Consider the following 522-nt stretch of genomic DNA (forward strand, 5'->3'; position numbering starts at 1 on the left):
GAGACTGTCAAAATGTTAGTTGTTATTTTTTTCGCAGAAATCGTTGCTGATTTTAATGTATTTTAAACAGCTTTTTGATGATAATTGTGCCGTAGGCACGCAATTTTTTTAAAAAACGTGAAAAGAAAGCTTTATATAGTTGGAGAGACTGATATATTACTATGAAACTAGAAAAACCAGTCTCTCCAATCAATACTTTGGATGACTTACAATATAAGTTTTGTGTTCCAGAATCTTATACAGATTTTGAAAATTCTCGAAAATATTCTGTTGATAAAAGTGTTTATATGATTGAAGAAGGGAAATTTGCTTATAAATATCCTTTTTGTAAGCATTGTCATTCTCGTGATCTGATTAAATGGGATTTTAATCCTAAAATGATTATTGGAAATGATGGAAAGCAGTATGATATTCAAGTTCAAAGATATAGGTGTAAAAATTGTGGAAAACTATCTCAAACTGAATTTCACGATGAATATGGGCCTTATTCTAATTTTTCTAAGGAAACTAAGAATAAAACAG

At 28.9% G+C, this 522-nt stretch carries 1 protein-coding gene; it reads left to right on the top strand.

The window, feature by feature from the left end:
- Window positions 1–161 precede the first annotated feature (161 nt).
- Window positions 162–522, top strand: a 361-nt coding sequence (locus tag MBCUT_RS02300) for a hypothetical protein (RefSeq protein WP_211263762.1), incomplete at its 3' end; no start/stop codon positions are given.

Origin of the sequence: Methanobrevibacter cuticularis (assembly GCF_001639285.1) — an archaeon.
Taxonomy (GTDB): domain Archaea; phylum Methanobacteriota; class Methanobacteria; order Methanobacteriales; family Methanobacteriaceae; genus Methanobaculum; species Methanobaculum cuticulare.